This window comes from Pseudofrankia saprophytica, from assembly GCF_000235425.2.
GTDB lineage: Bacteria > Actinomycetota > Actinomycetes > Frankiales > Frankiaceae > Pseudofrankia > Pseudofrankia saprophytica.
This window is the reverse complement of the sequence record NZ_KI912266.1, coordinates 2,388,459-2,409,158: the sequence shown is the minus strand read 5'-3', so window position 1 is coordinate 2,409,158 and position 20,700 is coordinate 2,388,459. Positions and strand designations below refer to the sequence as shown.

Genomic DNA, 20,700 nt, shown 5'->3' with positions numbered 1-20,700 from the left:
ACGGCGGGAGACGCCGGCCCAGCTCGGATTCCGCCTCCGCCGTGGCGCGCTCGAGGCGGTCTTCGCCACGACGCCGCGTCGGCGACCGGCGCAGGGCAGACCGAGCGGCCGCGGTGGGCGGGGTCCAAGGAAGCACAGGATCCGGCGCCGCGGGCCGCATCGACTGACGCGGAGCCGACGATGCGGCTTCGCGTGGGCGACGGCGACGCGCCGCCGCCCACGCGAAGCCGCTACACGGAACCAGCGACTATCACCATCCGGCGAGGCGGGCGCCGGGGCGCGCCTCCAGCGCCCGCCGGGCTCGCGGATGACGCCGTCCTGGCCGGCACCGCCGCGGCCCGGCTGGCGTTGTCGGCCGGAAGTCTGGCCTTGCTGGCGGTGGGGAGCGTCGCCGCGGCGCTTGGCGCCGACGGCCCACGGCTCGGGGCGCTGCTGGCATTCTGCCTGCTGGGTCCCGGGTCCGCGCCGTGGGCGTTCAACCGGTTCGTCCGGCTGGCGACGCGGATGACCCTCACGATGGTCACCGGGTTCTGCGTGCTGGTATTCGTGTCCGTCGCCATGGTCGAGACCCATGCCTGGCACCCGATAGCCGCCTTCGTCATCGTCGCGGCCGCGAGCGTTCCGGCGCACGCGGCCGGCATCCGGCTGGCCATGCGCGACCTGGGGCCACAGGGCATCGGCGGCTGGCTACGCCGGCAGTGGCCGGGCGGCCGATCGACAGGCCAGTCCTGGCCGGTGCTCTGCGCGACGGCGGGAGCTCTGCTGTGCGTGGTCTCCGCGTTCACCCATCGCCATCTGGACCCCGGTTTCTACGGCTTTGTTCCGCTGATCGGGCCGCTGTGGTTCGTGGGCCTGGCCCTCATTCTGATAGCGATCGTCCTTCATTCCGGAGAGAACGAACGCGACCTGGCCATCGCCGTGCTGCTGCTGACGGTGGTGTTGACGCTCACGCCCTCGCTCGTCTACGACGGGCCCCGCTCGCAGTCGGCCGAGAAGCACATCGACCTGGTACAGCAGATCCGCTCGATCCACCGGCTCGACTCAAGCGTCGACGTCTACAACTACTGGTCCGGCTTCTTCGCGGCGATGGCCTGGCTCTGCGACGTCACCGGGATCCGCGACCCGCTCGGGCTCGCCACGTTCTGGCCGTCCCTGCTGGGCGTGTTCCGAGTGGCCGCCCTGCGCTATCTCGCCGGGAAGGTGCTCGACAATTCCTACCACTGCTGGGTCGCGGTCACGCTGGCCGTGCTCGCGGACCCGATCGGCGCGGACTACTTCTCGCCCCAGTCCGTCGGCTTCGTCGTGGGGCTCGCCGTGTTCGGGCTCGCGCTCACCAAGCGCCATTCCAGGACGCGCGCCGGCCTCCTGCTCGCCGCCGGCTGCCTGCTGGCGGTCACCCACCAGCTGAGCCCCTACGTGGTCGGTGGCGTCCTGGTCGTGCTGGTCGTGTTCCGCCAGGCGCGCCCGTTCTGGATCCCGGCGTTGTTCCTGGGACCGGCGGTGCTGTGGGCACTCGTTCACTGGAACGCGGTCAGCGGCTTCATCAACCTGGGCGAGATCGGGCAGTCGCAGAACTTCAAGCCGCCCTCGACGACGAACATGACGGGACTCGCCCGGCTGCCCATCGTCGGCGAGACGGTGCGGGCGCTCTGCGGTGGGGTTCTGCTACTCGGCGTGGCGGCCCTCGTCACGCTGGTCCGCAGACGGCGCGACCTGGCCGCGTGGGCGCAGGCATGCTGCCCGGCGGTCGGCCTGGTCCTCGTCGCCGTGAACCCGTACGGCAACGAAGGCATCTTCCGGGCGATGCTGTTCGCCATACCCTGGCTCGCGCTGCTCGGGGCCAGCGTCTTCCCTCGATCCCGCGCCGGCCTCCGGCGGTTGCCGTGGTTCGGCGTGTCCGCGCTGCTGACCGCGACGTTCCTGGTGGCCGCGTTCGGGCTGGACGCGGTGAACGTCATTCGTGGCGGGGACCTGAGAACGGTCCGGTACTTCCAGGCGTACGGGGAGGCCCACCCCGAGGAGAAGTTCTTCATGTTCAGCCTGGGGCCAGGCGACCTGCCGGTTTCCCCGGCCCGCAGTTCGGGCAGTCCGACCGGCCTGCGAGTCCAGGACCTGCCGACGCCGGCCGACCCCGAGGACGAAAATCTCACTGGCTCGGCGAAGATGGCAAGCCTCACCGCCCGGTTCGTCACGTATGTCCAGAACCAGTCGCCGGGGCCCTACGAGCTGTACGCCGTGTGGTCGCCGGTGTCGTCGGACTATGGCTGGGCCTACGGGACCGACCTGCCGGACCGCTTCGCCGCCCTTCGCGAAGCCTTCCGCGCCTCCCCGTACTGGTCTGTCACCCGCGAGGATGACGGGACGGTGCTGTTCCGGTTCGAACCGGACCGCTTTGCGGCGCGGGCGGGATGACCGCGCTGGACCGATCCCGATCCTGACCGCGACACCACGGGCGAACCGGGACCACCTACATAGCCCCCGCCAGATAGATCTACTATTTCCGGCGTACCAGGCCAATGGCGGGAGGATCCATGGTTGGCGGCCTTCCGCCCGAGTCCGCGAGCGTGGGGGCGCCTGCCTCACCGAGGCACGTCGCCCGGCGCCGACGCGGTCAGCGGCGCAGAGTCGTCGCGCTCACCATCGCCGTCGTCTTGACGGCCACGGCCGTCGTCCTGGTGCAGGTCACCCGCGCCCCCAGGAGCACCCGCGTCTCTCCGGCCAGCGAAGCCGCGCCGTCGGGGGGTGCCTCGGCGGTGGCGGCCGCGAATGGCCAGGAGGCGGGCGCCCCCGACACGTCGGGCCCGGGTCCGACGCCCGCCACCTCGGTGCTCGCCGAGAACGCCGTCCTCAACGAGTCCGCGAGCACCGACCTGTCGGGCTGGCGCGCCGAGTCCGACTCCGGCCCCGTCCAGCTCAGGCGCGTCACCGGGATCAGCGGACCCGCCGGTGGGACGACCGCGGTGGACGTCAGCCGTCGCGGCGGGAACGGGACGTGGGCGTGGGCGCTGATCTCGCTCCGGACGCCCGAAGAGTACTTCCAGATCGGTCGCACCTACCGGATGCAGCTGTGGGTTCGCGACGCCGACGCCGCGAGTGGCAAGGTCGGGATGCTGCTCGGTGACGGGCACTACCAGCAGCGGCCGACGGAGGTCAGCCAGTACGGCGGCTTCGCGGACCGCTCCTGGCACCTGCTGTCCCGGACGTTTGTCTGCACGGCGCCCGGCGGTTCCGGCACATCCCTGTACGTGGACCTGCCCGCGACCGGGTCCTTCCACTTCCAGCTTGCCGCCGCGAGCGTCCGGCGGGTGGCCGCGCCCGGGCCTGCGCGGGTGAACGGCCCGCCGACCAGAGTGGTGTCCTTTGCCGGCCCGGCGGGCAGGTCGCCGAACCCGGCCGAGTGGAACCACGAGATCGGCGGCAACGGCTGGGGCAACAACGAGTTGCAGACGTACACCGCGAGCGCCGCCAACGCCCAGGTCGATGGCGCCGGCCATCTCCGGATCACCGCGTACCGCGAGGACGCCACCGGCCCGGACGGCATCCCGCGTCACTACACAAGCGCCCGGCTCAGCACCGAGGGCAAGGTCGCCGTGCAGCCGGGCTCGTACGTCGAGGCATCGATCGACGTGCCCGTGGGGGCGGGCGTCTGGTCGGCGTTCTGGCTCGTAGGGGGCGACATTCGACAGGTCGGCTGGCCGCGGTCCGGCGAGTTGAACGTGATGGAGGTCGTCGGCGAGGACACGACCTGGGTGCACAGCGCGGCCCATATGTCCATGGCGGCCGACCCGCGGACCGAAGCCGAGTTCGGCTGGGGCGACGCCGGCGGCTCCGTCGACCTGGGGAAGAACCTACGTGCCCGTCCCCACACCTACGGGGTCTATTTCGATGGCCAGACCGTGCGGTTCTACGTCGACCGGCGCGAACACATGCGGATCTGGGCCGACGACGCGCGGGCCTCGGGATGGGACTGGCCGTTCAGCAAGCCGCAGTACCTCGTGCTGAACATCGCCATCGGCGCCGGTAACCCCGCGTCGACGGCCTTTCCCCAGACCATGACTGTCGGGCCCGTATCGATCTGGCGGGGCGGCGTGCCGTTCTAGCGCTCGATGGGCGACCGCCCTGAACGGAAGACCGCGTACTCATCCCGTTCGAGGCTTGGTCCTTGCCACAGGTGCGTCGGAGCACTTCCCGACCGCGGCCCCGGCCGACAAGCACCAGTCCAGGCACACGAACAGCCGGCGCGGCGCGCCCACGCTCAGTGAGCGTGGGCGAGCGTCACCCCGGTGGCTCAGCCGGCGGCGCGTTCCTTGGAGCGCATGTCGCGGCGGAGCTCCGGCGGGAGGGCGAAAAGGAGGTGCTCCTCGGTGGAGGTGACCTCGTCCACGTCGTTGAAGCCGCGGTCAGCGAGCCAGGCCATCAGCTCGGTGACGAGCTCCTCCGGCACCGAGGCGCCACTGGTGACGCCGACGGTCTCCACACCGTCGAGCCACTGCTCCTGCACCTGCTCGCTGTTGTCGACGAGGTACGCGGCCGGCGCACCGGCGTCGAGCGCGACCTCGACCAGGCGGACCGAGTTCGACGAGTTCGGCGAGCCGACGACCAGGATCAGGTCGACCGCCTGAGCGATCTCCTTGACCGCCACCTGACGGTTCTGGGTCGCGTAGCAGATGTCGGAGTTCGGCGGGCCCGTCAGGTGCGGGAACCGCTCGCGCAGCGCGTCGACCGTCTCCATGGTCTCGTCGACCGAGAGCGTCGTCTGGGAGAGGTAGGCAACCCGCTTGGGGTCACGCACCGCCACCCCAGCTGCGTCCTCGGGCCCGTCCACCAGGTGGATCCGGTCCGGCGCCTGGCCCGTCGTGCCCACGACTTCCTCATGGCCCTCGTGGCCGATGAGCAGGATGTCGTAGTCCTCACGGGCAAACCGGCGCGCCTCATGATGAACCTTGGTCACCAGCGGGCACGTGGCGTCGATCGTGCGGAGCTTCCGCTCCGTCGCCTCCTCGTGCACCGTGGGTGCTACTCCGTGTGCGGAGAACACGACGGTAGCGCCGTGCGGCACCTCTTCCGTCTCCTCAACGAAGATCGCGCCTTTCGCCTCCAACGTCTTGACGACGTGAGCGTTGTGCACGATCTGCTTGCGCACGTATACCGGAACGCCGTACAGCTCCAGTGCCTTCTCCACGGTCTGAACCGCTCGATCGACACCGGCGCAGTAGCCGCGCGGCTTGGCCAGCAGGACCCGCCCCATGTCTCGGCAGTCTACGCGGCACGGGCCCGGCGGGAAGACCGGCTGCCGGTGCGTCACGCGTTGCCGGCTTCCGTCCTACTCAGCGCTTCCACCTGTCGTGCCTGGTCAGCGGCCTGGACCGCGAAGAGTTCCGGATGGGGGTGTCGGCCGGTCGACGGCGCGTCGTGCCACGGCGGGCCCGCAGTGTGATGAGCAAGGCATACCCGGGAACACGCCGTCACCAGGTGGAAAACCGTGCCAAGGCCACGCGCCAGGGAGGACAGGGCCGGGATCTGCCCGTCGGTATGTCCTACGGTGCGGGCGTGGCGTTGACATCGAGCCCCGAACAGCCGCTGCCGGTGCGGACGGTGTCCCGCGCGCTCGGTGAGTGGATAGGACGGCTCGGGCGTGTCTGGGTGGAGGGGCAGGTGACCCAGATTTCCCGCCGGCCTGGGATGAACACGGTGTTCCTGACCCTGCGCGACCCGGTCGCGGACGTCTCGCTGCAGGTCACCTGCGCGCGAGCGGTGTGTGACGCCGTCGGGCCGGCGCTGGTCGACGGCGCGCGGGTGGTGGTGTGGGGCAAGCCGTCGTTCTTCGCCGGGCGGGGCACGCTGTCGCTCGACGTCTTCGAGATCAGGCCGGTCGGCGTGGGCGCGCTGCTTGCCCGGCTGGAGGCGCTGCGCCAGCTGCTCGCCGCCGAGGGCCTGTTCGCCGCCTCCCGCAAACGCCGGCTCCCGTTCCTGCCGACGGCGATCGGGCTGATCACCGGGCGGGCGAGTGCCGCCGAGCGCGACGTCGTGGAGAACGCCCGGCGGCGCTGGCCGGCGGTGCGGATCGTCACCCGCGAGGTCGCCGTGCAGGGGCCGCTCGCCGCCGGCCAGGTGATCGACGCGTTGCGCGAACTCGACGCCGACCGGGAGGTACAGGTCATCGTGATCGCCCGGGGTGGCGGCTCGCTGGAGGACCTGCTGCCGTTCTCCGACGAGGCGCTGCTGCGCGCGGTCGCCGCGGCGCGCACCCCGGTCGTGTCGGCGATCGGGCACGAGCAGGACAGCCCGCTGCTCGACTACGTCGCCGACGTCCGCGCCTCGACCCCGACGGACGCGGCCAAGCGGGTGGTGCCCGACGTCGCGGAACAGGGGGCGATCGTCGCGCAGCTGCGCGCCCGCGCCCGCCGGGTGGTCGAGCAGCGGATCGAGCGGGAACATCGGGCGCTCGCCGACCTGCGCGGCCGTCCGGTGCTCGCCGCGCCGTACCGGGAGCTGGATCGGCGGGCGGAGGCCGTGGACGCGCTCGCCCGGCGGGCGCGGCGCTGCGTGACGCACGCCGTCGACGTCGCGGGCCGCGACGTCGTCCACGCCACCGCCCGCCTGCGCGCCCTCTCGCCGGCGGCGACCCTCGATCGCGGCTACGCGCTCGTACAGGACGCGGCCAGCGGTGCCCTCGTCCGCGACCCGGCGACGCTCACCGCGGACCAGGCGCTCCGGATCCGGGTCGCGGCGGGCTCGTTCGAAGCGGTCGTCACCAAAGCGGCCGCCGTCCCCGACCCGGCCGCCGTCCCCGACCCAGCCGGCCCCGCCTCCAGCCAACCCACCCCCGCCCGAGAACCCCAAGGAGCCCCGCTTTGACCGAGCCGAGCACCGAGCAGGCCGCCGCGCGGCCCGGCAGGCCCGCCGGGGGCGGACCCACGTTCGAGGACTCCCGCGCGGAGCTGGAGGACGTCGTGCGCAGGCTGGAGGCGGGCGGCGTCACCCTGGAGGAGTCGCTCTCGCTCTGGGAACGCGGCGAGGAACTGGCCAGAACCTGCCAGGCCCTGCTCGACGGCGCCCGGGCCCGCATCGCCGCCGCCGAACCCCAGCCAGGGCCGGGGCGCCCGTCGCCCTGACAGCGGTTGACCTACCGCGCCCGCCGGCCGGCGGGCGCGGTCCAGGGCGGTCACGGCCGGATGGTCAAGCGGTCGAGGGTCAGGCGGCGGACGTCGAGACCGGGCGCACCGAACCAGCGAGCGCCTCGAGGTCCGCGGAGCTCGCGCCGCCGGAGCCGTCGCCGTCATCGATGATCACGGTCGAGCCGCCCGCCGTGCGGGTGAGGGCCAGGTGGCCGTCGTCGGCGCGGCGTTCGTCCCAGGTCGCACCGGCGATCGTGCGCCGGCCGGTCACCGGGCGGTTGCCCAGCAGACGCTGCACGGCGTCCGGCGCGTTGCTCACCTCGTAGCGGGCGAACGTCCGGTCGCCCTTGCGGTCGACCACATAGCCGATGGTCAGCACGGTGAGGCCGGTGTCGACGCCCTTGACCGCGCCGGGGGCCTGGACTCGCAGGGAGGTGGGTTTCCACAGGTCATCGGCGAGGCCGGCCGGCGCGAGCACCTGGTAAGGGGCCTGCCGCGCGAACGAGGTGACCGAGACGTCGGCATTGTCGACGACCTTGACCGCCTGTTCGTCGTCGCCGCGCGGAAGGACGAAGAAGGCGAAGGCGAAGACGCCCGCCATGACGACGGCGAGCGAGAGTGCCATGTCCCGAATGGTCTCCTGACCACGCTTGCGTGCCACCCTCCCATGATGCTGGTCGGCGAAACGGCGGACGGCCGGGGGAGCGCGGGCGGGCGGGCGGAGCGTGGCGCGCGACACGAAAACGTCGGCGCAACCTTTCCGGCGAGGCGCGCGTCGGACGTGACGCGTGGGCGGCCGCCGTGCGGAGGGGGCATGACGGCCGCCCGCGCCCTTACCCGTCCGTGCCCACCCGTAACCGCGGCGCCCGCGGTCCGTCGCGCCTTGCGGCGAGATCGGATGGCGGTCACAACCGCAGGCGGCGGCCGGGCCGGCGAACTAGTCTTCAGCTGTGGCACATGACAGCCGGGCAGTCCCCGAACCGCTTGCCGTGCAGGGTCAGGCACCTGATCGCAACCTGGCTCTAGAACTGGTCCGGGTGACCGAGGCCGCCGCGCTCGCCGCCGCCCGCTGGGTGGGCCGCGGCGACAAGAACGGCGCCGACGGCGCCGCCGTCGACGCGATGCGCCGGCTGGTGGGCACCGTCTCGATGCGCGGCGTCGTCGTCATCGGGGAGGGCGAGAAGGACGAGGCCCCGATGCTGTTCAACGGCGAGGAGGTCGGCTCGGGCGAGGGCCCGGAGTGCGACGTCGCCGTCGACCCGGTGGACGGCACCACGCTGACGGCCAAGGGCATGAACAACGCTGTCTCGGTGATGGCCGTCAGCGAGCGCGGCACGATGTACGACGCGAGTGTCTGCTTCTACATGGACAAGCTCGTGACGGGCCCGGAGGCCGCCGCCGTCGTCGACATCGACGCCTCCGTCGACGACAACGTCCGCGCGGTGGCGAAGGCCAAGGGCATTCACCCGCGCGACGTCACCGTCGTCGTGCTCGACCGGCCACGGCACGCCCAGCTGGTGGACGAGATCCGGGCGACGGGTGCGCGCGTCAAGCTGATCTCGGACGGCGACGTCGCCGGCGCCGTGATGGCCGCCTCCGCGGACACCGGCGTCGACCTGCTGCTCGGGATCGGCGGCACGCCGGAGGGGATCATCACCGCCTGCGCGGTGACCTGCCTCGGCGGCGTGATCCAGGGCCGCCTCTGGCCGCGCGACGACGACGAGCGGCGCAAGGTCGAGGCCGCCGGCCATGACACCACCCGCGTGCTGACCACGCTGGACCTGGTGAACAGCGACAACGTGTTCTTCGTCGCGACGGGCATCACCGACGGCGAGCTGCTTGCCGGGGTGCGCTACCGGCCGGGCGGCGCGAACACGTCGTCGCTGGTCATGCGTTCGCGCAGCGGCACCATTCGCCGCGTCGACAGCCAGCACCAGCTCACGAAACTGCAGGCCTACTCGACGGTCCCGTTCTGACGATCTCCGGCCGTACTCGGTCCCGGATCAGAGCGCCCGCCCCACGGGGTCCACGCCGCGATCATGGCGGCGACCCGGTGACGCGGCCGGTCGGTGCCCGCCGCCCGCGCCCGCCCGCGCCCGCCCGCGCGGCCGGCGGGCGGCCAGGTGCCACTCCGGAGCGCGGCCTCCGCGCGGTCAGGTGAACGCGGTACCCGTCCCGGAGAAGATCACGACAGGACCCGCGCCACCGTCATGCCGTCGCCCACCGTCAGCATCACGTGCTCGACGCGGGGGTCCGCCGCGACGTGGTCGTTGAACCGGCGCAGCTTCCGCTCCTTCTTCCCGAGAAGGAACGGATAGGCCACCCGCCCATGCCACAGCACGTTGTCCATCAGGATCAACCCGCCGGGAAGCATCCGCGGCAGGAGCTGCTCCCAATAGGTTATGTAGGACTCCTTGTCGGCATCGACGAACGCGAGCCCGAAGGTCGGCTGCTCGGGGAGCTCGGCCAAGCTGTCCACGGCCCGCCCGATGCGCAGCTCGATCCGGTCATCGACGCCGGCCGCCTTCCAGTGCCGCTGCGCGACCGCGGTATAGCTGTCTTCGACATCAAGACACAGCAGCCGCCCACCGGGCGGCAGCCCCCGGGCGATACAGAGCGCCGAGTAACCGGTGAAGGTACCGATCTCGATGGCCTGCGCGGGCGCCGCGGCCGCCACCAGGATCGTCAGCAGGACTCCCTGCTCGTGGGGGACCTCCATCATGGGAAGCCATTTCGGCCCGTCGAGCTCGCGCGTCGCGGCGGCCAGATCCGCGAGGACCGGGTCACGTCGGGTCGTGTGGCCGCGCGCATAGCGCACGACCCTTTTCCATACGAAGTGGGTCTTGGCCTCAGGGGAATCGTTCCCTCGCAGCCGCCGAATAGCACGGCGCGGAAGTTCCCCCAGAACCCCGCGAGCATTCTCGTCGGCCATGTGTCCCCCAACCGCGTCCTGACCTAGGACGGACGCTAGCACGCGTGCCACCGCCGCCGACCGGCCGGGAGCGTTGGATGCTCCGAGCGCGAAGGACGTCCTTGAGCCCCGCGGCGGATGTTCCCGCCCGCGGGACCCACGCAACATCCTTTTTACCGCCGACACCGACCAGTACCCGCCGACTAGTTACGAGGCGACTGACACGACTAACGCCTCGCCGCGGAGCGGAGAGATCCAGGCAGCGCGTCAACTCCGCCTGCTATGCTCCGCTAGCGCAACGCGCTAACGTATCGCCACGACCGGCCACGCTTGCCGCCGGCGTGGCCATCTGTCGCGGCATCACGCCGCAACACAGGAATCAACATCGCGTTGTTGACGCATAGCGCCCGCCGGTCGGCCCGTGGTGTTCGCGGTGGTCGGGGCTGGAGCAGTTCTCACCAGCGAGACGTAATGCCAAGGAGGGATCACCCGCAGATGACCGCGGTCACCTCGACGGAGTCCTGGGGAATCTCGGTCCCGCCCTTTGGAAAGGCATACGAGAAAAGCTCGCTGGCGATCCGGGTGGGTGAGGTCGCGGCGGCCGCGGCGGAACGCGTGGCCGTCGTCTCAGCGGACTCCAGCATCACCTACGCCGAGCTGGACCGCCGGTCGACCGTCCTCGCCCACGTCATCACGGCCCAGCTCGGCACCGGTACGGAACCGATCGCGACCCTGTTCGGACAGGACGTGGACGGGATTGTCGTACTTCTTGCGGCGATAAAGGCCGGCCGGCCGTTCACGCAGTTCGACCCGACGGCGCCCGCCGCGCGGCTGGCCAGCATGCTCGCGGCCAGCGGGGCGCCGCTTCTGTTCACCAGTGCCAGGCACGCGGACGCGGCGCGCGCGGCCGCCGGCACGAACGGTCGGGTCGCCCTCCTCGCGGAGGCCCTGGCCACGGCCGAGAACACCGCGCTCCCGGCCCATGACGGCCCGCACGCCGGACCGACGCCGCCCGTAGGCGACCGCGCCGTCGCCATCTTCTTCACCTCCGGGTCCACCGGTGCCCCGAAGGGCGTCATCCGCGGCCAGCGCATGGTGATGTGCGACGCGTGGTCCGGATGCGCCGCGCTGGGTTTCACACCGGCGGACCGGGTCGCGTTGTTGCTGCCGTACTCGTTCGCGGCCGGCTTCGAGGTCGTCCTGTGGGCGCTGTGCAGCGCGGCCACCCTCTGTCTTTTCGACCCGCGCTCGGCGGGCACCGCCGGTACGCTCACCTGGCTCGCCGAGCGGCGGCCGACGACGTTGCACATGGCTCCTTCGCTGCTGAGCAGGCTGCTGGCCGACCTGCCGCCTGGCCGTGTCCTCGACCATCTGCGACTGGTGACGACGTCAACCGAACCGGTCAACGGGAGGGACGTCGCCGCGCTCTGGCCGCGCCTCAGCGACGAGGCCGTCTTCGCCAACTGGACGGGAGCTTCCGAGATCGGCTGCCTGGCCTTCAACGTGTATGGCAGGACGTCGCCGATGCCTCCTGGCGCCCTGCCCGCGGGAAGGCCGGTCCCGGACCGCGAGGCGCAGATCTGGGACGAAGACGGCACCGTGCTCGGCCCAGGTCAGACCGGCGAGGTCGTCATCGTCTCCGACTACCTCGCTTCTGGATATCTGGGTGACCCCGAGCGAACCGCCGAGCGCTTCGGCGCCTCCCCGGACGGCCGCCGGTTCTACCGAACCGGGGATCTGGGCAAGGTCGACGACGACGGTTTTCTGCGGCTCGCCGGGCGGGCCGATGCCGCGGTCAAGATTCGCGGCTATCTGGTCGAACCGGCCGAGGTCGAGGCCACCCTGCTGGTTCTGCCGGATGTCCGCGCCGCCGTGGCCACCGGCCGGCCGTCGCCTTCGACCGGCGAGCCCCGGCTCTGCGCCTATGTCGAGCTCGTTCCGGAGGCGAGCACGACCATCGCCGACATCCGCCGCCATCTGCGCGAGAAGCTCCCGCCCTGGATGGTCCCGACGGGGATCCTGCTGCTCGACGCGCTACCCCGCACCGAACGGGGAAAGATCGACCGGCGGGCGCTGCCCGACATCCCAGAACGGGCTGGCGCGGACCGCACCCGTGCGCGGACGGATCCGGAGGCGCTCCTCCTGGAGGTCTGGCGGCAGGTGCTGGGCCTGGACGACATCGGGGTCTTCGAGGAGTTCGGTGAACTCGGCGGCGACTCGGTGGTGGCGCAGCAGCTGATCCTCGAGATCAACAGGAACCTCCGCGTCGACCTCCCCCCGTCGGTCCTGGCCGCGGCACCGACGGTCGCGGCACTCGCGGAAAAGATCAACCGCTCACCGACGGCCACGCCAGGCGCGACCTGTGTCCGCCTGGTCGGGAATGGCTCCGCGCCGCTGCTGTTCTGCTTCGCCGGCGGCGGCGGCATGGCATTGAGCTTTCTCCGTCTGGCTCGCCGTCTGGATGGCGTACGCACCGTGGTCGGCTTTCAGGCAAGGGGCCTGGAAGAACGCGCGCGGGCCGACTGGAGCGTGCAACAGCATGCCCGTCGGCATTTGGCCGACCTACGCCGTGTCCAGCCCCGCGGGCCATATCACCTAGTGGGATTCTCCTTCGGCGGCCTCGTCGCCTACGACATCGCGAAACGACTGACGGCCGCCGGCGAGCTGGTTGCCCTTTTGGCCATCGTTGACACCAGGCTTCCCTTCCTGGCCTCGGGCGGCAAGGTGCCGCTGTTCGACGCGGAGCCGATATCCGGGGAGGTTTCCCGGCCAGAGGAGGAATCCCGGCGAGAATCGCGGCGGCCGCGGCTCGTGCCGTCTGGGTACCGTCCGACCCGCGGGACCCCGCGCTGGTTGACGGAACTGGCGCTGACGGGATACATCCGGACCGGCACAAGCCCATACCGACGCTTCTTCAAGCAGAGTGAGCTGCTGACGTCGTTTTACCGTATCCGTCCCTACGACGGCAGAACTGTGCTGTACATGGCCGAGCAGGACAGCCAGGCGGACGAAGCAGCCTGGCGACGCCTGCTGCGGGGCCACACCACCGTTCACCGAATGCCCGGCACGCACGACACCATGTTGCGGGAACCGCATGTGGCGGCGTTGGCCGAGAGTCTGCGCGACGAGTTGGCCTCGGCGTCGTGGTACCTGCCGGACTGGCAGTGATCTCGAGCCCGCGACGGCGCCAGCCCGCGCCTCGGGTGCCACCTCACCCGGTCCGGCCTGGCTGACCGGCCCCACTCCGGGGGCCCGTGCCGCCTCCGTCGGCATCGGCAGGGGGCCGCCGGCTCATGCTGGCGGGCTACGGGCTCCGGCGGCGGCCCACCGTTGGTGTCGCCGACGGAACCGCGACGGAAAAATGCGGGTAACAACCCCAGCACTGTGGCCTTATTTCCCGTTCAGTCTGGATACTCTCAGCACGCACGCACGCGGGCCGGCCGACACGGACCCGGGGCGGGTCGCTGAGGGGGAGCCCGAATGTTCGACTACGACGTCCTGGTCATCGGGTCGGGGCCGGGCGGGCAGAAGGCCGCGATCGCCGCCGCGAAGCTTGGCCGGCGCGTAGCGATCGTCGACAAGCGCGACATGATCGGCGGCGTCTGCATCAACACGGGCACGATCCCGTCGAAGACGCTGCGCGAGGCCGTCCTTTACCTCACCGGTCTTTCACAGCGCGAGATGTACGGGCAGAGCTACCGGGTCAAGGACGACATCACCGTCGGTGACCTGTCGGCCCGCACGCAGCATGTGATCAGCCGCGAGATCGACGTCATCCGCAGCCAGCTCTCCCGCAACCACGTCACGGTCGTGACCGGGATGGCGAAGTTCCTCGACCCGCACACGGTCTCCGTCACCGGGCTGGACGGCCTCGAGGTGCGCCGGATCTCCGCCGAGAAGATCATCATTGCCACCGGCACCCGGCCGGCGCGGCCGGAGACGGTCGCCTTCGACGGCCGCACCGTCGTCGACAGCGACCAGATCCTGAACCTCGACCGCATTCCCGGCTCGATGGTCGTCGTCGGCGCGGGCGTCATCGGCATCGAGTACGCCTCGATGTTCGCCGCGCTCGGAACGAAGGTGACCGTCGTCGAACGCCGCGACCGGATGCTCGACTTCTGCGACCTCGAGATCGTCGAGGCGCTGAAGTACCACCTGCGCGACCTGGCCGTGACGTTCCGGTTCCGCGAGGCCGTGGTGTCCGTCGAGCGGCACAACGGCGGCACGCTCACCCTGTTGGAAAGCGGCAAGAAGATCCCGGCCGACACGGTGATGTACTCCGCCGGCCGGCAGGGCCTGACCGACGCGCTCGCGCTCGAGGCGGCGGGGCTCGCCGCGGACAACCGCGGCCGCATCAAGGTCGGCAGCGACTTCCGCACCGAGGCGGACCACATCTACGCCGTCGGCGACGTCATCGGTTTCCCCGCACTCGCGGCGACGTCGATGGAGCAGGGCAGGCTCGCCGCCTACTCGGCCTGCGGCGAGGAGGTACACGGGCTGCGCGCCGATCTGATGCCGATTGGGATCTACACGATCCCGGAGATCTCCTACGTCGGGAAGACCGAGGATGAGCTGACGGAAAGCTCGATCCCGTTCGAGGTCGGCATCGCCCGTTACCGCGAGCTCGCCCGCGGCCAGATCGTCGGCGATTCCTACGGCATGCTCAAGCTGCTGGTCAGCCCGGACGACCACAAGCTGCTCGGCGTCCATGTCTTCGGCACCGGCGCCACGGAGATCGTGCACATCGGCCAGACCCTGATGGGTTGTGGCGGCACCATCGACTACCTCGTCGACAGCGTCTTCAACTACCCGACGCTGTCCGAGTCCTACAAGGTCGCCGCGCTGGATGCCATGAACAAGATGCGCGCCGTCGCTCGCTTCAGCGGCTGAGGCCTGGGCGATCGCCGCCGCGCCGCCGGAACCGAGCCGGCGCGGTCAGGGCTCCGGCGGCGCGTTCGGGTCCAGGACCGGGGCTGCCGGGACGTACTGCCAGGCGAGACGGGACAGGCCCGAGATGGTCTCGACGCCGATGCCCATGGTTCGGCTGTCGCGGGTGTAGGCGGCCATGATGTAGTCCTTGCCGGCCCCGTGCACGTGCGCGAGACTGTTGATCACCCAGCCGCCGCCATAGGGCAGCCAGCCGTTCTTGATTTCCACTGACACACCGGCCGGCACGCCGGCGGTCAGGCCCCAGCGCTGCGACCCGACCACCGTGCCCAGCAGGCTCGTGGCGGTTGCCATGGCATTGGCGGACAGGCCCAAACCCGGGTACGAGACGGCTCGCAGGACGCGGAGCTGGTCATAGGCGGTCGTCTTGGTGAGCCCCCACGCCCCGCTCCCGCCGGCCGTGGTCGCGGTCATTCCGAACGCGCGGAAGAAGGCGTTCATCCCACTCTGGCTACCGGCCTGGCGCCAGAGGGCGCTCGCCGACGCGTTGTCGCTGACCGAGATCATCGGCTTGGCGAGCCGCAGCTGCGAGGCCGGTAGCTGACCGCTTTCACCGGTCTTGGTGAGCAGCGCCGTGAGAATGTCGAGCTTGACCGTACTGGCGGTCTCCCACCCGGTCCGGGTGGAGTTCGTGACGTCCACGGTCAGCCCGCTGGTCCGGTCGTACAGGGCGACGCTGACGGCGCCGGGACGCGTGGCCAGGTAGGAGCGGAACTCGGCCGCGAGGACCGGCGCGAACGACGAGTCCGGATCGGCCGTGGTGGGTGGCCCGCTCGCGGTCGCCGACGGCGTCGGCGTCGGCCCGGCCGGCGCCGGTTCCCAGGTCGCCGCTGGCGGCGCCGACGCGGGTGTCGTCGCGGGCGGGGCGGTTCCGGGCGGGGCGGTTCCGGTCGCGGCGGTGGCGGTCGCGGCGGTGGCGGTCGGAGCGGTCGCGGCGGCGATGGGAGCCGACGGCGTCACGCCGGCCGAACCCGGGCCAGCCGAACTGGTACCAGCCGACGCCGCGACCACGAAGTCGATGCCGAGAACTCCCACGAGCGCGGAGTCGCCGGCGACGTCGGTCGGGCTCGCCGATACCGCCCGATCGACGACGACGGCCGCGGCCGTCGACACGGCGCGACCGTCGGTCGCCGTCGCCGTCGCGGTGGCGGTAGCGGCGGTAGCGGCGGTAGCGGCGGCCGTGAAGGGCGGGCCACCGAGGGTCGCGAGCGCCACAGCCCCCACCGCGACCGTCAGGCTCGCCAGCCGCGCGCGAGAACGCCGCCGCGTGCGGGGTCGGCGGGCCGAGCGGCCGGAAACCATGACCGAATTTGTACATATCCTGGACTACGCGCAATGTTCCGGATAGTTACAAATTCTTCAACTCTTCCCGGTCTTGGACGATCGGCCGTGCCCAGATGGCGTGGGCACAGCCGACGGCCGGGGTCAGGCGGCCGGCACGGTCGACCAGGCGAGGCGCGACAGGCCGGCAATGGTGTTGATTCCTGTCTGCTCTGTCGCGCTGTTGCGTGTGTAGACGGCCATGACGTAGTCCTTGTTTGCCCCGTGGACGTGGGCGAGGCTGTTGACCACCCAGCCGCCGTCGTAGGGCAGCCAGCCGTTCTTGACCTGGACGGAGACGCCGGTCGGCACGCCGGCGGTCAGGCCCCAGCGCTGCGCTGGCACGACCGTGTTCAGCAGGCCGGTGGCGGTGGCTCGCGCGTTCTTGGACAGGACGGCGCCCGGGTAGGAGACCGCGCGCAGGACCTTGAGCTGGTCCAGGGCCGTCGTCTTCGTCAGGCCCCACTTGCCGCCGGCGCCGGCTGCCGTCGCGGTCGTCCCGAGCTCGCGGAAGAAGGCGTCCATCCCGCTCTGCCCGCCGGCCTGGTTCCACAGGGAACTGGCCGCCGCGTTGTCGCTGACCGAGATCATCGGCCTGGCCAGCTTCAGCTGCGCGGCCGTGAGATTTCCGTTTTGCCCGGTTCTCGAGAGCAGGTGGGCAAGGATGTCCAGTTTTACCGTGCTCGCCGTTTCCCATCCGTTACCGACGGATTTGGTCACGTAGATGGTCCGACCGGTACTCCGGTCATAAAGGGCGACGCTGACGGAACCCGGCCTGGTCGCGAGGTAGGAACGCCACTTCGCGGCCAGGGCGGAGGTGAACGACGGCGTCGTCGACGCCGAGGCCGCGTTGGCGGCCGGACCGGCCGTGACCAGGGCGACGGCAATGATCCCAGCACCCACCAAACCGGCTAGACGCACCTGGAGGCGCGAGGCACCACCCGGACGGCACGAAGGAACGGAACGACCACGAAAAAGCGCCATGACCGCATGTATACATACGGCGCCCTAGCACTGAGATTGCCCGCCGTAAAAGTTGTCGAAACTATTCTTCACGCTCCGTGGCGATATTTTGTCAATATGAGGAAATTACGACGGGAAGCAGCGGGCCGGATCATTTCCGTCACACCGGGCGCAGCTCGCGCGGGTATTGCCCGATCTGTCGCCGCCCGATGTTCCGGTGCCGGACGGCTGGCGCCCTCAGCGGTCCGGGGTCGTCCCGGGAGCGGGCACCGCCGTCGGCACGCCGGGGGTGCGGCCGGCGGCCGCCGCCTTGGCGAGGTGGCGCGCCAACGAGCCGACCGCGGTGAGGGCGAAGAGCCTCAGCAGGGGGCCCGTGCCGCGGTAGGCCGGCACGAAGGTCGCTCGCCAGCTGATGCGGGTGCCGCCGCCCGGCAGTGGATCGAGCTCGACGATCCCTTTGTAGCCGTGGACCGGGATGCCGGACACGATCGTGTAGACGAGGCGGTGGGGCGGCACGAACTCGACGATCTCCTCGCGGGACAGGACGGGGCGCATGCCCAGCTCCCGCACCGCGCCTACGCCGCCCGGCGCGGGCGTGCCCGTCCGGTACCAGCGGGAGCGCGGGACGAGCAGGCCGCCCCAGGACGACCAGCTCGCGCCGTCGGCGAGCAACGCGAAGACGGCCGTGGCGGGCGCCGAGGACTCGACGACCAGCTCGAAGGACTGCAATCCGTTCGCGGCGCGGCCGCCACCACTACCCGCGCCACCGTCGTCCCGCGCCATGCCTGAACCTCCCGCCTCGGCCGGGCAAGCGCCAGCGGCCGCGGCCAGGAACCGCGCGGCTAGCGCAGAGCGGCCGGCGTCCGGGAGCTGCGCCGGAGCTTCGCGCCCAGTCTTCCAGGAAGCTCGTCCACCGGAACCCACCGAACGTCCACCGCTACGTCGAAGCCGAGCTCCTGGGACGGCAGGTGCAGCAGGTAGCGAAAGTCGTAGTGGACGTGCTCGGGCTCGTCGAGCCCGGGCACCGTGTCGACGGGGACCGCCTCGAGATCGCAGGGCAGCGCCGACTCCGGGCGCAGCACGTTCGGATCGATGCCGGTGAGCTCGCGCAACTGGCGCAGCGTCGAGCCAAGGAGCGAGCAGTCCTCGTCCTCGACGTGCCCGCCCGGGAACTGCCATCCCGGCCGCTCCCCGTCACGAATCGTCAAAACATGCTGGTCGGACGTCAGCACGACCGCCCGGCACGCGAGGTGCGCCGGGAGCGTGCCGCGCAAGGTGATCGGCGGGCCGAGCAGGGACAGGATGACGAGGTCGCGAACCGTATCCAGCTCAGAGGGGTTCGCCTCTACGTAGCCGAGCGCGGTGCTGACCACTGCGTTGTTCGACACGGACACGCCACGCAACGTACCCCCGCATTGCCTCATCCATGTACACGACCGGGCAGCCTGGGCAAACTTTAAGGTCTAGGTCCGATAACTCTACGCGTCACCAATCGTGACACTAATGGCCAAATACCGCCAAAAACCGCCGAGCGGCTTTCCGTGGAAAATGCGCGTGCAAATGCACGGTTATACCGCTACCGACTGGGCGTGACGACCGGCGCAGCGCCGACCGGCGGCAGGCGCAGCCGCCCGCGGATGTCGGCCTGGACGGCGGGCACCGGCTGGCGGGCGTCGACCGCCGCGACGTACTCCTTGCGCTGGAAGATCTCGAGGACAGGCCGAGTCTTGCCGTGGTACTCGCGCAGCCGGACGGCGAGCGCCTCCGGGTTGTCGTCGGCCCGGCCCACCAGCGCGCCGCCGCACACGTCGCACACCCCGGCGTGCCTCGGCCGGCTGGCGATCAGGTTGTAGTCCAGGCCGCAACGGGAGCAGAGCCGGCGGGCGAGCACCCGGCGCACGACCTCCTCATCCGGAAGGTCGAGGTAGATGACTCCGTCGAGGTCGTAGCTCTCCAGGAAGAACTCGGCCTGCCGGGCGTTGCGGGGGAAGCCGTCGACGACGAAGCCGTAGTTCCAGTCGTGGTTGGCCAGCCGTTCCCGTACCACCCGCTCGACCAGGTCGTCCTCGACCAGGTGACCGCGCTCGACCGCCCGGCGCACCTGAGCACCGATCTTGGTGTGGTTCTGAACGTTCCAGCGGAAGATGTCGCCGACGTTGATGTGGACGAGGTCCAGGTCGGCGGCGAGCAGCCGGGCCTGGGTTCCCTTGCCGCTGCCCTGGACGCCCATGATGACGTACTTGCGCACGCGTGCCACCTCCCTGGCCTGGCGCCGTCCCGGCCGGTGCTGTCCCCGGTGCCGCCGGTCGATGGACGTGGTGCCCGGTCTCCCGGTCAGTCGACCGCGTAGCGGCGTGGCACCCAGGTCTGGCTGTCGATCGGCGGGCGCTTGTAGGCGCGCTGCTGGCGCGGCGGCAGCGCGACCTTCGGGTGCGGGACCTCCTGGTAGGGAACCTGGGACAGCAGGTGCGCGATGAGGTTCAGCCGGGCGGAGCGCTTGTCGTCCGCGTCGACGACGAACCACGGCGCCTCGCGGATGTCGGTATAGGCGAACATCTCGTCCTTCGCCTCGGCGTAGTCCACCCAGTGCGCCCGGGCCTGCAGGTCCATCTCCGACAGCTTCCAGCGCTTTCCCGGGTCCTTCATCCTGGCGTGGAAGCGGCGTTCCTGCTCCTCGTCGCTGACCGACAGCCAGTACTTCAGCAGGATGATCCCCGAGCGGGTCAGTGCCCGTTCGAGCTGCGGGCAGGTGCGCATGAACTCGTCGTACTCGGCGTCGGTACAGAAGCCCATCACGCGCTCTACCCCGGCGCGGTTGTACCAGCTTCGGTCGAAGAACACGATCTCGCCGGCCGGCGGGAGATGCGCGACATACCGCTGGAAGTACCACTGCGTGCGTTCTTGTTCGGTCGGGGTCGTCAGGGCGACGACCCGGTAGTGCCGCGGGTTGAGCCGCTCGGTGATGCGCTTGATCGTGCCGCCCTTGCCGGCCGTGTCACGGCCTTCCATGACCACGACGACACGCATGCCGGAATGAACGATCCACTCCTGCATACGAACCAGTTCGACCTGTAGCCGCTCCAGCTCGGAGTCCGCGGCCGACTTCGACAACCGGGCCGGCCGTTCCGCCTCGGCCTTGTCCGCACTGGCCCTGTCCGCACTGGCGCTGTCCGCACCGCGATCCTCGCGCACGCCCGTCCCTCCCTCTCCCGGGCACCCCGACTCCCGGCACCCCGACCTTCGTAGCACCCGGACGCCGGAGCCGATCGGCGATCCGGCGACGCCGACGAACAAGCCTTTGAGTACCGGATCAAACACGGAAAGTCACTCCGACGTTCGCCCACTGCGGCGGGCCACCCCCAAAGACGTGTCCCCGGCGACGTTCGCGACCAATGAGGTCAGACCTGCGGGAGCCGCCTGAACCCGCCACACCAGGACAGT

At 70.8% G+C, this 20,700-nt stretch carries 16 protein-coding genes; 7 read left to right on the top strand and 9 right to left on the bottom strand.

The features are described 5' to 3' along the window. Window positions 1-180: 180 nt before the first annotated feature. Together FRCN3DRAFT_RS0210040 and FRCN3DRAFT_RS49350 are read left to right on the top strand one after the other, a co-directional pair. On the top strand, window positions 181-2,412 hold the full coding sequence (locus FRCN3DRAFT_RS0210040; RefSeq protein WP_007511572.1) for a hypothetical protein: 2,232 nt from the start codon (window positions 181-183) through the stop codon (window positions 2,410-2,412). Between the two features lie 239 nt (window positions 2,413-2,651). Further along, window positions 2,652-4,100 (top strand): glycoside hydrolase family 16 protein, encoded by a 1,449-nt coding sequence (locus FRCN3DRAFT_RS49350; RefSeq protein ID WP_232793993.1) that lies wholly within the window; start codon window positions 2,652-2,654, stop codon window positions 4,098-4,100. Window positions 4,101-4,288: 188 nt separating this feature from the next. On the opposite strand, the gene FRCN3DRAFT_RS0210030 is transcribed toward FRCN3DRAFT_RS49350, so the two are convergent. Then, the gene (locus FRCN3DRAFT_RS0210030) at window positions 4,289-5,248 is read right to left on the bottom strand and encodes a 4-hydroxy-3-methylbut-2-enyl diphosphate reductase (protein ID WP_007511568.1); all 960 of its coding nucleotides are present in this window, start codon (window positions 5,246-5,248) and stop codon (window positions 4,289-4,291) included. A gap of 302 nt (window positions 5,249-5,550) precedes the next feature. Here FRCN3DRAFT_RS0210030 and xseA point away from each other — a divergent pair, with 302 nt between their 5' ends. Next, entirely contained in the window at window positions 5,551-6,858 is a 1,308-nt protein-coding gene (xseA, locus tag FRCN3DRAFT_RS43685) for an exodeoxyribonuclease VII large subunit (RefSeq protein ID WP_051466777.1), read from the top strand. Then, window positions 6,855-7,115: an exodeoxyribonuclease VII small subunit gene (locus tag FRCN3DRAFT_RS0210020; RefSeq protein WP_007511564.1), complete on the top strand. Its 261-nt coding sequence runs from the start codon at window positions 6,855-6,857 to the stop codon at window positions 7,113-7,115. Before xseA ends, FRCN3DRAFT_RS0210020 begins: the two co-directional genes overlap by 4 nt. A gap of 79 nt (window positions 7,116-7,194) precedes the next feature. On the opposite strand, the gene FRCN3DRAFT_RS0210015 is transcribed toward FRCN3DRAFT_RS0210020, so the two are convergent. After that, on the bottom strand, window positions 7,195-7,779 hold the full coding sequence (locus tag FRCN3DRAFT_RS0210015) for a DUF4245 domain-containing protein (protein ID WP_083401415.1): 585 nt from the start codon (window positions 7,777-7,779) through the stop codon (window positions 7,195-7,197). Window positions 7,780-8,107: 328 nt separating this feature from the next. Between FRCN3DRAFT_RS0210015 and glpX the strand changes: the two genes are divergently transcribed. Next, window positions 8,108-9,094, top strand: coding sequence for a class II fructose-bisphosphatase (gene glpX / locus FRCN3DRAFT_RS0210010; protein ID WP_007511560.1), 987 nt, complete (start codon window positions 8,108-8,110; stop codon window positions 9,092-9,094). 209 nt (window positions 9,095-9,303) lie between these two features. Here the strand turns inward: glpX and FRCN3DRAFT_RS0210005 are convergent, their stop codons facing one another. Further along, on the bottom strand, window positions 9,304-10,050 hold the full coding sequence (locus tag FRCN3DRAFT_RS0210005) for an O-methyltransferase (RefSeq protein WP_007511558.1): 747 nt from the start codon (window positions 10,048-10,050) through the stop codon (window positions 9,304-9,306). A gap of 474 nt (window positions 10,051-10,524) precedes the next feature. On the opposite strand from FRCN3DRAFT_RS0210005, the gene FRCN3DRAFT_RS0210000 reads away from it, so the two are divergent. Beyond that, complete coding sequence (locus FRCN3DRAFT_RS0210000; protein WP_007511555.1) at window positions 10,525-13,197, top strand: non-ribosomal peptide synthetase; 2,673 nt, start codon at window positions 10,525-10,527, stop codon at window positions 13,195-13,197. 312 nt (window positions 13,198-13,509) lie between these two features. Then, the gene (sthA, locus tag FRCN3DRAFT_RS0209995; RefSeq protein ID WP_007511553.1) at window positions 13,510-14,919 is read left to right on the top strand and encodes a Si-specific NAD(P)(+) transhydrogenase; all 1,410 of its coding nucleotides are present in this window, start codon (window positions 13,510-13,512) and stop codon (window positions 14,917-14,919) included. 45 nt (window positions 14,920-14,964) lie between these two features. Here sthA and FRCN3DRAFT_RS43680 read toward each other — a convergent pair whose 3' ends face one another. From FRCN3DRAFT_RS43680 to ppk2, 6 genes are all read right to left on the bottom strand, one after another. Next, complete coding sequence (locus tag FRCN3DRAFT_RS43680) at window positions 14,965-16,191, bottom strand: serine hydrolase (RefSeq protein WP_007511551.1); 1,227 nt, start codon at window positions 16,189-16,191, stop codon at window positions 14,965-14,967. 210 nt (window positions 16,192-16,401) lie between these two features. Further along, the gene (locus FRCN3DRAFT_RS0209985; RefSeq protein WP_007511549.1) at window positions 16,402-17,199 is read right to left on the bottom strand and encodes a serine hydrolase; all 798 of its coding nucleotides are present in this window, start codon (window positions 17,197-17,199) and stop codon (window positions 16,402-16,404) included. Between the two features lie 297 nt (window positions 17,200-17,496). Next, window positions 17,497-18,042 carry an SRPBCC family protein gene (locus FRCN3DRAFT_RS43675; RefSeq protein ID WP_007511547.1) on the bottom strand — a complete coding sequence of 182 codons (546 nt, stop codon included), beginning with the start codon at window positions 18,040-18,042 and terminating at the stop codon, window positions 17,497-17,499. A gap of 59 nt (window positions 18,043-18,101) precedes the next feature. Next, window positions 18,102-18,653 carry an NUDIX domain-containing protein gene (locus tag FRCN3DRAFT_RS0209975; protein ID WP_232793992.1) on the bottom strand — a complete coding sequence of 184 codons (552 nt, stop codon included), beginning with the start codon at window positions 18,651-18,653 and terminating at the stop codon, window positions 18,102-18,104. 182 nt (window positions 18,654-18,835) lie between these two features. Continuing rightward, complete coding sequence (locus FRCN3DRAFT_RS0209970; RefSeq protein WP_007511543.1) at window positions 18,836-19,507, bottom strand: adenylate kinase family protein; 672 nt, start codon at window positions 19,505-19,507, stop codon at window positions 18,836-18,838. Between the two features lie 86 nt (window positions 19,508-19,593). Next, window positions 19,594-20,451, bottom strand: coding sequence for a polyphosphate kinase 2 (gene ppk2, locus FRCN3DRAFT_RS0209965; RefSeq protein ID WP_007511541.1), 858 nt, complete (start codon window positions 20,449-20,451; stop codon window positions 19,594-19,596). Window positions 20,452-20,700: the final 249 nt, after the last annotated feature.

What these genes read in the sequence shown, in the direction of transcription:
- FRCN3DRAFT_RS0210040 (WP_007511572.1), top strand. Translation starts at nt 181, where the DNA reads ATGCGGCTTCGCGTGGGCGACGGCGACGCGCCGCCGCCCACGCGAAGC.
- FRCN3DRAFT_RS0210030 (WP_007511568.1), bottom strand. Translation starts at nt 5,248, where the DNA reads ATGGGGCGGGTCCTGCTGGCCAAGCCGCGCGGCTACTGCGCCGGTGTC.
- FRCN3DRAFT_RS0210005 (WP_007511558.1), bottom strand. Translation starts at nt 10,050, where the DNA reads ATGGCCGACGAGAATGCTCGCGGGGTTCTGGGGGAACTTCCGCGCCGT.
- FRCN3DRAFT_RS0210000 (WP_007511555.1), top strand. Translation starts at nt 10,525, where the DNA reads ATGACCGCGGTCACCTCGACGGAGTCCTGGGGAATCTCGGTCCCGCCC.
- sthA (WP_007511553.1), top strand. Translation starts at nt 13,510, where the DNA reads ATGTTCGACTACGACGTCCTGGTCATCGGGTCGGGGCCGGGCGGGCAG.
- FRCN3DRAFT_RS43675 (WP_007511547.1), bottom strand. Translation starts at nt 18,042, where the DNA reads ATGGCGCGGGACGACGGTGGCGCGGGTAGTGGTGGCGGCCGCGCCGCG.